This is a genomic window from Pseudomonas sp. YQ_5, from assembly GCF_043103305.1.
Taxonomy (GTDB): domain Bacteria; phylum Pseudomonadota; class Gammaproteobacteria; order Pseudomonadales; family Pseudomonadaceae; genus Aquipseudomonas; species Aquipseudomonas putida_Y.
Window position 1 is genome coordinate 1 of sequence record NZ_JBICJS010000028.1, and the last position, 11449, is coordinate 11449.

An 11449-nucleotide genomic window follows, 5' to 3' on the forward strand; every position below is an offset into this window, starting at 1 on the left:
CAGGTGAAGGTGCGGGGGCTGCGTATCGAACTGGGTGAGATCGAGGTACGGGTGCTGGAGCACCCGCAGGTGCGCGAGGCGGTGGTGCTGGCCCAGGACAGCGGGCATGGCCAGCAGTTGGTGGCCTACGTGCTGGCCGAGGAGCAGGGCATGGCGGTGGACGCCGCCGCACTGCGCGACAGCCTTCGCGAGCAGCTCAAGGGCAGCCTGCCGGACTACATGGTGCCGACGCACATCCTGCAGGTGCAGGCCTGGCCGGTGACCGCCAACGGCAAGCTCGACCGCAAGGCCTTGCCCAAGCCCGACAACAGCGCCCTGCAGCAGGCCTACCGGGCGCCGCAAACCCCGCTCGAACAGCATGTTGCGGGTATCTGGCAGGAGGTGCTCGGCCTTGAGCGGGTGGGCCTTGGCGACCACTTCTTCGAGCTGGGTGGCCACTCGTTGCTGGCCACCCAGGCGGTATCGCGGATGCGCAAGCTGCCGGGTATGCAAGTGACTTTGCGTGACCTGTTCGATCACCCGGTGCTGGAGCGCCTGCTGGCAGCGCTCGGCGGCGCAGGCAAGGCTGCGACCGCGCACGGTGTCGAGCTATTGGCCCATGGAGAAAAAGCCACCGCACCGTTGTCGTTGATGCAGCGGCGCTTGTGGGTTGCCGAGCAATTGTCCGGGGGCAGCGCTGCCTACGGCATGCCATTGGCCCTGCGCCTGCAAGGGCCGCTGCAGGTCGAGGTGTTACGCAACAGCCTGAACGCGCTGGCGCAGCGACATGAAGTGTTGCGTACGGCCTACGTGCAGGACGACGAGGGTGATCCGCTGGCGCTGATTGCCGACCAGATCGAGGTGGATATCGCCCTCGACGACTGGTCCGGGTTCAGCCCGCAGGAGCAGCAACGGTGCATCGCCGAAGCCACCTTGGCCAACGCCAGCACCCCGATTGCACTGGAGCATGCGCCGTTGTTGCGCTGCCGTCTGGCGCGCCTGGCAGACCAGGAGCATGTGCTGTTCTTCGCCATGCACCACATCATCTCCGACGGCTGGTCGATGGGCGTGCTGGTCCGCGACCTGGTTGAAATCTACCGTCACAGCGCCCCAGGGCAGACCCATCTTCTGGCGCCGTTACCGCTGCAGTATTCAGACTTTGCCTTGTGGCAGCAGGCCCTCGAGCAGGCGGGTGAGCTGCAGCGCCAGGCAAGCTACTGGCAGCAGGCCTTGGCGGGCCATGCCGGCCGCCTCGACCTGCCACTGGAACAGCCGCGCAGCGAGCAGGGCTCCCATGCCGGCGGTGCGGTGGACTTCAGCCTGTCGCCAACATTGACCGATGCGCTTGGCCAGTTCGCGGCCAAGGCCGGGGTGACCCTGTACAGCACGCTGCTGGCAGCGTTCCAGTGGTTGATGCACCAGACCAGCGGTGCCCATGACGTACTGGTCGGGGCCGACACCGCAGGCCGGCAGCACCGCGAACTGGAAGGCCTGATCGGCTTCTTCGTCAATGTGTTGCCGCTGCGTTCCAGGGTGAGTGATGGGCTGGCCTTCGGTGACTTCGTGCAGGGCACCCAGCGCACCTTGCTCGCGGCCCTGGAGCATCAGGACCTGCCGTTCGACATGATCGTCGAGGCCCATGGCGCCCCGCGGGTGCGCGGCATGAACCCGCTGGTGCAGGTGCTGTTCGTGATGAACAACCTGCCCGTACGCAGCGAAGCCCTGGCCGATATTACCGTGCAGGCGCTGCCCGCCCCGGCGCTGTATTCGAAGTTCGACATGGCCCTGTTCATCGAACAGGAGGCCGGGCAGCTCAGTGGCAACTGGCAGTTTGCGACAACGCTTTTCAGGCAAGAGCATATCCAGCGACTCGTCAGCGCATGGATCGCGATGCTCGAACAGATCGTCAGTGTTCAGGATATGAGGTGGCAAGCGATGAACGTTCCATTACAGGGTGGCGGCCTGGCCGGCAGCACACCGGTAAGCGCCCCGGCCAGCAAGGCCGACAAGCTGGGCAAATTCCTCAAGCGCTCTGCCGGCGCCACTGCAGCTGCACCGCCACGGGCTGCGGTGCGCGAGTCGCTGCTGGTGCCAGGCCAGTCGTTCCCGTTGCTCGTCGAGCCTGGCGACGCATCGATCGACCTGATCGAGTGGGTGCGCAACAACCGGCCATTGGTCGAGCGCAAGCTGGGCGAGCATGCGGGGATCCTGTTCCGCGGCTTTGCCCTGGAGGGTATCCAGGGGTTCGAAGCATTCGCCGAAGCGGTCCAGCCGGGGCTTTATGGCCAATACGGTGACCTGCCGAAGAAGGAGGGGGGCAAGAACACCTACCGCTCCACGCCGTACCCGGAAAACAAAATGATCTTGTTCCATAACGAGAGTGCGCACCAGGACAGCTGGCCGCGCAAGCAGATGTTCTATTGCGAGCAGCCTTCGCCGGTCGGCGGTGCCACGCCGGTGGTCGACTGCCGCCTGATGTACGAAAAGCTGCCGCAGGCACTGCGGCAAACCCTCGAGGACAAAGGGCTGCTGTATGTGCGCACGTTCGCCGACAAGCTCGACGTGCCATGGCAGCATTTCTTCCGCACCGATGACCGCGCCGAGGTCGAGGCCCGTTGCCGTGCCGCTGGCATCGAATGGCGCTGGCTGGACAACGACGAGTTGCAGACCCGTACCCGTTGCCCGGCGATCATCACGCACCCGATCACCGGCGCACGCTCGTTCTTCAACCAGGTGCAGTTGCACCACATCTATTGGCTGGAGCCCGATGCGCGTGAAGACCTGCTGGCCATGTTCGGCCTGGAGCGCATGCCACGGCATGTGTACTTCGGCGATGGTTCGTCGATCTCAGACCAAGACATGCAACTGATCGGCGAGCTGTATGAAGCCTGCGCCGTGCGGTTCCAATGGCAGAAAGGCGACGTGATCCTGGTCGACAACATGCTGGCGGCGCATGCCCGTGACCCGTACGAGGGGCCGCGCAAGATCGTCGTGGCGATGGGCGACATGTTCGACCGGGCAGCGCTGGAGGCGGCTGCGGCCATGCAGGTGATGGCGACCGAGGAGGCCGAGGAATGAACAGTTACGTAGACCAGGCCGACGACATCGGTTTTGCCCTGACCGTCGACCAGCAACACTGGCTCGATGCCTTGCCCGCTTGCCCGGACTGGTCACAGGCCGCGACGCTGCTGAAGATCAGCGTTCAGGGCCAGCCGGACCCGGCGCGCCTGAGCCAGGCGCTTGAGCGCTTGGTCGAGCGCCACCCGATATTGGCCGGGCGCCTGGGCACTGCCTCGGGATACCGCGGCATGCGCCAGTTCATCGGCGCCCGGCGGCCAGCCCTGACGCTGGCAGTGCAGGCCGAGGCAGATGCGCCGGCACTGCTTGAGCCTTGGCTGCGGCAGCGCTTCGAAATCGACCAGCTGCCAGCCGCCCAGGCGTTGCTGGTACCGGCCGCCGAAGCCGGGCAGTGGCATTTATGGCTGGGGGTGGCGGGCTTTGCCTGCGACGAGGCGGGCATGGCCATGCTGTACCGTGACCTGACGGCGTTGTATGACACGCCAGCCGGGTCGGATGAAGACCTGCCTGAAGCTTTCGGGCAGTATCTGGAGTGGCGTGCCGAAGTGGCCCAGGATGAGGATGCAGCGGCAGCCCGTGGCTACTGGCAAGGGCACCTGATGCCAACGGAGCAGGGCATGAGCGCGCCTTGGCCAGCCTATCGCCAGGACCAGCCAGCGACACACCAGGCACACCATCAGGTGAATCTGCCGCTGGCCTTGCAGGGGCAGTTGCAACGCTTGGCCGACGCCCGTAAGGCCAGCCTGGACACGCTGCTGCAGGCGGCCTGGTGGGGCTTGCTGGGCCGGCTTGGCGACAGCAACCGGTTGTTGGGCGCATGGCAGCACGATGCGCGACAGGATTATGACTACTTCGCGAACAGTGCGGGGGCGTTCAGCAAGCTATTGCCGTTGTGCCTGCAGTGGGCTGACGAAACCCGTTTCGGCGAGCACCTTGCAGCACTCGGCGCCGCGCTGGAGCAGCATGTGGCGTGGCAGGAGTACTGGGTACCGGAATGGGTGCCCACAGCCGTGCCGACCGTGGCGTTTTCCACTACTCCGGCGATGGCGCCGCAGGTTGCCGGCGGGCTGTGCTGGCAGGGCGAGCTACTGGCGCCACGCCTGCCGGCGGGCATTGAGCTGCAGCTGCGCATTTGCTTAGCGGCGGGTGCTGACCAACCGATTACCGTGAGCCTGGATTACCTGGCCGGGCGCTACAGTGCGCGCGGCATGCAAGGCCTGCTGGAGCAGTACATCGAGTTGCTGCGCAGCATCGTTCAGGCGCCGGACCGCCCGCTGCGGCAGTTGAACCTGCTGGGTGAAGCCGAGCGCCAGCGCCTGCTGTCGATCAACCCCGCGCCGCAACCACTGGCCGCGACATCACTGGCGGCCCAGATCAGCGAGTGGGCAATCGACACCCCCGACGCGCTGGCACTGGTCGCAGGTGACGCGGGCCTGAGTTACGCCCAACTGGAGCTGACAGTGCAGCGCCTGGCGCTGGCGCTGCAGCAGGCTGGCGTGCAACCCGGGGCGGTGCTGGCACTGGCGCTGCCGCGTTCGCTGGACTGGGTTGTGGCGATGTTGGCCAGTTGGCGTGTCGGCGCGGCCTACCTGGCGCTGGAGCCGCACTGGCCCGTTGCCCGGCAGGTGCGCCTGATGACACAGGCCGGGGCCACGCAGGTGCTGGTCGAACCGGCAGCGGTGGCCAGCCTGCGTGAGCAGGGCATAGAGGCGCTGAGCCCTGACAGCCTGTACCCGCTGGCGGTTGACACTGCACGGCTGCAACCACATGCAGCCAGCGCCAGCGATGCCGCCTATGTCCTGTTCACCTCGGGCTCGACAGGCACCCCCAAAGGCGTGGTGGTCGAGCACCGGCAACTGCTGAACTACACCGCAGGCGTGTGCCACACGCTGGCGCTGGAGGGCTGTCGTCATTTCGCCTTCGGCTCGACCGTGTCGGCCGACCTTGGCCATACCACGCTGTTCGCTGCCTTGTATGTGGGCGCGACACTGCACGTGGCCGCCGACGAGGTGATGAAGGATGCCGAACTGTTTGCTGCATACCTCAAGCAGCAGGCAATCGACTGCCTGAAGATCGTACCGTCGCACCTAAGCGCGCTGCTGGAGGCGAAGGCACCGGCAGTACCGGCCACCGTCATCCTGGGGGGTGAAGCCCCGAGCGCGGCGTTGCTGCAGCGCCTGTTGCAGATACGTCCGGACTGCAAGCTGTTCAACCATTACGGCCCGACCGAAACCACGGTCGGGGTCATGGTGCACCCGGTACGGGCGGTGCCGACTGGCACCCTCGGGTTGTCGCAGGTGTTGCCCAATAACCAGGTCTATGTGCTGGATCAACACTTGCAGTTGGCGGTCACCGGCATGCTGGGCGAACTGTATGTCGGTGGGCAGCAGGTGTGTCGCGGCTACCTGCAAGCCGTGCAGAGTGACCAGCCGGCTTTCGTCGAGAGCCCGTTCGTGGCAGGCGAACGGCTTTACCGCACCGGCGACCTGGCGCGCTATCGCCCGGACGGTGCTATCGAGCTGCAAGGCCGGCGCGACCATCAGATGAAGATACGCGGCTTCCGCATCGAGCTGGCGGAGATCGAGGCACAGCTGTCGGGTGCACCGCAGGTGGTCGAGGCGGCGGTGTTGTGCGATGGAGAAGCGCTGAGCGCGTATGTCAGCTTGCGCGACGAGGCCACGGCGGCTGCCCTGGACGCGGTACGCGAGTACCTTGGCCGGCAACTGCCGGCGGTGATGCTGCCGCGTACCCTGCAGGCATTGCCGCGGTTGCCGCGCCTGGGCAACGGCAAGCTCGACCGGCAAGCGTTGCGGCAGGTGGGCAATGAACCTGCGGCGGGTCTGCTGGCCCCGCGTGATGCACTGGAAACCGTGATTGCGCAGCGCATGGCGCAACTGCTGGGGCTGGAGCAAGTGGGCATCGAGCAGGACTTTTTTGCACTGGGCGGGCATTCGCTGCTGGTCATCAAGCTGGCGGCCGGTATCCGCAAGTCGCTGCAGTGCGACATCAATCCGGGTGTCATTTTCGACCACCCGACGGTTGCTACCCTTGCCCAGGCGCTGCGCGAGCGCGAAGCCAACCCTGGCCAGTTGCTCAAATTGGCCCAGGCTCGTCTGCGGCTCGACAGCATGAGCCCTGAAGAAAAAGCCCGGCTGCTGGAAAAGAGCCGCTAAGCCTCACCACGCCCAGGGGCGGGCAACCCGCCCCTGAGGTCTTTTGCATTGCCTCCCCGTACTGCCGTGCCGATTGCGTGGAAGGATGCCGGCAAGATACTAATGCAAAAAATTCTCATTCTGGATTTTCCAGGGTGATGCGTCTTATGTAGGAGCGCGCTGAAAGCCACACGTGGCAAGCCGTTTTGACTTGCGTGTCAGGCGTCTGTCGCGGGATCTGCCCGGGGGAGGATGGGCAGCTCGGCCGTTTGGAGGCCGTTGGCGGGCGCGGGACGATTTCATTACCCGATATAAATAGAGAAATACCATGCCAGCAGGATTTTTCGAGTTCAAACCATTGGCCAAGGCGCTTTGCATGTCCCGCTCGATCAGCGCCCGCTCATCCCGGGCGTTGCTCGGTAAAGGGGTGCTGGGCGCCGCATTGATGCTGCCCATGGCCGCCCAGGTCTGGGCTCAGGGGGTCAACTTCGACATCGCTGCCCAGTCGCTGCCCAACGCCCTGCGTGCGCTTGGTGAGCAGGCCGATGTGCAGTTCATCTACAACGCCTCGGAAATGGCCGACCTGCGTGGCAACGAAGTGCGTGGCAGCTACACCGTCGACGCGGCAGTAGCCAAGCTGTTGCGCGGCTTGCCGGTCAGCTACAGCCTGGAGGGCGATACCCTGACCCTGGTGCGGCGTGAGCGCGCTGCGTCCTCGGCGCTGGAACTGGATGCCACCAGCATCACGGGCAACACGTTGGGCGTGACCACCGAAGGCAGCAACTCGTATACCACCGGTGGCGTCACCATCGGCAAGAGCGAACACAAGCTCAAGGATATTCCGCAGAGCGTGTCTGTGATGACCCGCAAGCGCATGGATGACCAGAACATCACCGACTTGCCGACGCTGTTGGCCAACGCGCCGGGCATGACCTTCGCCAAAAGCCCGGGCACCGGCGGCTTTATCACCTCCCGCGGTTTTGAAATCGATTCGCTGCAGTACGATGGCGTGCCCATGACCCGTGGCATCTATGCGCTGGGCAGCTACCTGACCGAACCGACGGCATTCTATGACCGTGTCGAACTGCTGCGTGGCGGTGCTGCACTGCTGCAAGGGGCCAACAGCCCGGGCGGCGCGATCAATTTCGTACGCAAGCGCGGCCAGGCCAAGCCGACGGTCACCCTGACCGCCCAGGCCGGTTCCTGGGACCACTATGCCACCCAGGTGGACGTTGGCGGCCCGCTGAACGAGGCGGGCAACATACGTGGGCGTGCGGTGGTCGACTACGATACGCGCAACTCTTTCATCGACTATGTGGGCGGCTGGGAACAGAAGGTCTACGGTGCGCTGGACTTCGACCTGTCTGAAGACACCACCCTCGGTGTCGGCATCAGCGATCGCAAGACGCGTTTCACGCCCATGGTCGCAGGTTTGCCGCGCTTCAGTGACGGCCGCGACGTAGGCTTGTCGCGCTCGACATTCACCGGCTCCGACTGGAACCGCGGCATGACCGAGCAGCTGGCGTTGTATGTCGACCTCGAGCACCGCTTCAACGACCACTGGAAGTTCAAGACCGCGGCGGTGGCGATCAACGAGCGCAACGAAATGACCTACGCCTACGTGGTAGCCCCGACCGGCCTGGCCAACGATGGGTCCGGCTTGTTCGACTGGCGCTACGCCACCGATTTCAACTCCCACAGCCGCGGCCTGGACATGTTCGTCGATGGCGACTTCAACGGGTTTGGCTTCGACCAGGAAGTGGTGTTCGGCGGTAACTACTCACGCTTCACCAGCGACAACACCATGGCGGTGGTGCGCAGCGCCGGGGCGAACATTTTCGATCTCGACAACCACTTGCCCTTCGAGAACTACGACAGCCTGGCGGCCCGTGGCACGCGTACCGACAGCCAGTACACGATCGTGCAGAAAGGTATCTACGGTACCTGGCGCGTCAAGCTGACCGACCCGCTGACCCTGATCCTCGGTGGGCGTACCAGCTGGTACTCCTACGATTACGACTCTCAGGTCTATCAGGCCGGTGTTCATGAGTACGACAGCCCGGCTTCCAAGGCCAACAACGGTGTCGTGACGCCTTATGTGGGGCTGGTTTATGAACTGACCCCGCAATGGTCGGCCTATGCCAGCTATGCCGACGTCTTCATCCCGCAGAGTGCCAAGGGCGTCGGTGGCTCCACGATCGAGCCGATCGTTGGCAGCAACTACGAACTCGGTCTTAAGGGGGAACTCTACGATGGCCAGGTCAATACCAGCGTTGCCCTGTTCCGCTATGACCACGAGAACCGAGCGGTGCCGGTTCAGGATGTCACGCAAATCTGTGATGGGTCCAGATGCTCGGAAGCGTCCGGCAAAGTGCGTAGCCAAGGCCTTGAAGCCGAGATCAACGGTGAGGTGCTGCCAGGCCTGCAAGCGTCGGCCAGTTACGTCTACAACACCACCAAGTACCTCAAGGACAACACGAACGAGGGCAAGATCTTCTCCACCTGGACGCCGAAACACTCGGTGAAGGTGTGGACGGACTACACCCTGCCTGGTGACTTCAGCCGCTTTAGTGTCGGCGGCGGTTTCAACAGCCAGAGCAGTACCGTTGCCTTTGATCGCAAGTTCGATTCGCCCGGCTTCACCATTTGGAATGCGCGCCTTGGTTACAAGGTCAGCGACGAAGTCAGCCTGGCGGTCAACTTCAACAACATCTTCGACAAGGTCTACTACATTCCGTCGTATGCGGCCGTCACTGCCAACAACTATTACGGCGACCCTCGCAACTTCATGTTCTCGGTCAAATACACCCCGCAGTTCTGAACCTGGGGCCACGCAGGCCATCTTGGCGGGTACCCCGCCCAGATGGCCTGCGCCAGGTCACAGCTCCCGCGCTACACGAAAGCCCAGGAAGTCGCCACGTACCGTGCGTTCGCGATCATTGCGATTGCCCGAACGCGAGAAGATCGGCGCTTCACCCCAGTCATTACCGCGCATGTGCGCCGCCTGGCAAAGCCCGCCGTCAGCCTCCATCCAGGCACTGCCATCGCTGGGCGCGCCGACGTAGTCCTTGTGGTAGCAGTCGGCGACCCATTCATACACGTTCCCGTGCATGTCATAGACGCCAAAGGCATTGGGCGGGTAGCTGCCAACCGGTGAGGTATAGCTGTAGCCGTCCTTGGGGCCGTAGGTATTGGCGTGCTTGCTGATCTGGTAATCGCCTTCTTCGTCGAACGGGAACGGGAACGGCCCGGTGGAGCCGGCCCGTGCCGCGTACTCGCGTTCGGCCTCGCTGAGCATGCGGTAAGTGTGGCCGGTCTTTTTGCTTAGCCACTGCGCATAGGCCTGCACTTCGTAGTAATCGACGCACACTGCCGGCTGGCGCGGCCCTTGCGGGTAGCGAGGCTTGCTGGCCTGGCACAGGCGCCCTGGGCGTTTATCACCGTCCTTGATGACCACGCCGGTTTCCTTGATATAGGCATCCAGCTCGCCGGCGGTGACCTGGAAGCGGCTGATGGCGAAGGGTTTGGCGAAGGTCACGGTATGTTGCGGGCCTTCGTCGGGCTGCTTGCCCGGCTCGTCATCCGGCGTGCCCATGACGAAACTGCCCGCAGGCAGCACGACCATTTCCGGGCAGCCGGCCTTGCAATCCTGGAAGACCTCGCCCGGGGTCTTGCCGGCAGCCTGGGCGAGTAGCGGGCAGGCCGCCATGGCCAGGGCAAGGGCCAGGCCGGTGACGGTGTAGGGGGCGCACTTCATGGCGAACGTTTCCTTTTTGGCAGGTGTGACGGGGTATTCAGGGTGCCGGGCAGCTACGCCCGAACGCCTCGATGAACGAGTCGATCAGGGGCTGCTCCAGCATCATGGTTTCGTGTGGGTAGGGTGAAGGCAGCGAAACGTCCAGCTCACCCCCTGCGCAGAACTGGCGGATGACCTGCTCGGCGGCGTGAATGTGTGCTGCGCTCTTGTGCACCTGCGACCACCAGCAGCTGGGCTTGACCCTGAGCGGAGTGAGGGTGAAATCGGCGAAGCTCGCTTCCAGCTGATCGTGGATGTCGAACGCCTGGGCATTCATGATCTGGGCCTTGGCACTGGCCAGCACGCCCTGGACATCGGTGCCAGCGTCAGCCAGGTGCGCCGTGGCCCACTGGTAGAACGCCTTGACGTCCTGAGTAGGGTTGGCGTGCAGCTGCTCGGTGGCGGCCTGCCTGGCCTGCGGGAACAACAGCCCAAACAGCTCGACGGTGTCTTGCAGCTCGCGCTGGCCCGGTGCATCGCTGTGGCGGGCTGGGCGAGGGGAGTGATGGGGGAACGCGGCGCGGCTTAACTGCGCCTCGGGCAGGGTGCTATCGACCAGCCCCAGGAATGCGACCTCGCAGCCGGCCTGTTCCAGCTGCCGGGCGATGTCCCAGGCAATGCTGCCGCCCAGCGACCAGCCCATCAGGCGGTACGGCCCGGACGGTTGTGCCTGGCGGATCTGTGCGGTGTAGTCGGCGATCATTGCTTGCCAGCCCTGCTGTTCGGCCGGCGCCGGGCTGCCGCCCCGGTGCTGCACGCCGTAGACGCAAGCCTGCTGCTCCAGGCAGCGGGCCAGCGGCTGATAGCTGAAGACCATGCCGCCGCTGGGGTGGATACAGAACAATGCAGGCAGCGGTGTGGCCGGGCGGTTGAGGGGCACGATGCACGGGCTCGCAGAGGCATGCTCACGGCCCAGATGTGCGGCCAGCAGGTCGATGCGGGGGTAGGCGAGCAGGTCCTGGATACGCACTGCCAGGCCCAGTTCCTGCTTGATGCTGGCCAGCAGCTGGATAGCCAGCAACGAGTGGCCACCCAGTTCGAAGAAGTGATCGTCGCGGCTGATACGTTCGACGTTGAGCGCGGTTTGCCACAACGTGGCCAAGGCCTGTTCAAGCGTGCCTTGGGGAGCGTTGTAGGCTTGCTGCAACAGGTTGGCATCGGCCTTGGGCAAGGCCTTGCGGTCGAGCTTGCCGTTGGCCGTCAGCGGCCACCGGTCGAGCAGCAACAGGTGCGCCGGGACCATGTAGTCCGGCAGCGCTTCCTTCAGCTGTTCGCGCAGCTGCGCGCGCAGCCCGGCCTGCTGCTCCAGCGCTACCTCGGCAGCGGGTATCAGGTAGGCCACCAGCTGCTGGCCGGTCGCGCCTTCCTGGGCCAGCACCAGGGCCTCGCGCACCTGCGGCTGGGCCTGCAGGCGGGCTTCGATCTCGCCCAGCTCGATGCGGAA

At 64.6% G+C, this 11449-nt stretch carries 5 protein-coding genes; 3 read left to right on the top strand and 2 right to left on the bottom strand.

Features of this window, described 5'->3' with window-relative positions; all coding sequences use genetic code 11:
- From ACF8EA_RS05175 to ACF8EA_RS05185, 3 genes are all read left to right on the top strand, one after another.
- Positions 1-3057 (top strand): condensation domain-containing protein (locus ACF8EA_RS05175; RefSeq protein ID WP_392521222.1); only part of this gene is annotated, 3057 nt, incomplete at its 5' end.
- Entirely contained in the window at positions 3054-6230 is a 3177-nt protein-coding gene (locus tag ACF8EA_RS05180) for an amino acid adenylation domain-containing protein (protein WP_392521223.1), read from the top strand. The genes ACF8EA_RS05175 and ACF8EA_RS05180, both read left to right, overlap by 4 nt.
- A gap of 307 nt (positions 6231-6537) precedes the next feature.
- Positions 6538-9030 carry a TonB-dependent siderophore receptor gene (locus ACF8EA_RS05185; protein ID WP_392521224.1) on the top strand — a complete coding sequence of 831 codons (2493 nt, stop codon included), beginning with the start codon at positions 6538-6540 and terminating at the stop codon, positions 9028-9030.
- A gap of 57 nt (positions 9031-9087) precedes the next feature.
- Here ACF8EA_RS05185 and ACF8EA_RS05190 read toward each other — a convergent pair whose 3' ends face one another.
- Both ACF8EA_RS05190 and ACF8EA_RS05195 read right to left on the bottom strand, forming a co-directional pair.
- Positions 9088-9966, bottom strand: coding sequence for a formylglycine-generating enzyme family protein (locus ACF8EA_RS05190; RefSeq protein WP_021785466.1), 879 nt, complete (start codon positions 9964-9966; stop codon positions 9088-9090).
- Between the two features lie 37 nt (positions 9967-10003).
- Positions 10004-11449 (bottom strand): thioesterase domain-containing protein (locus ACF8EA_RS05195; protein ID WP_392521225.1); only part of this gene is annotated, 1446 nt, incomplete at its 5' end.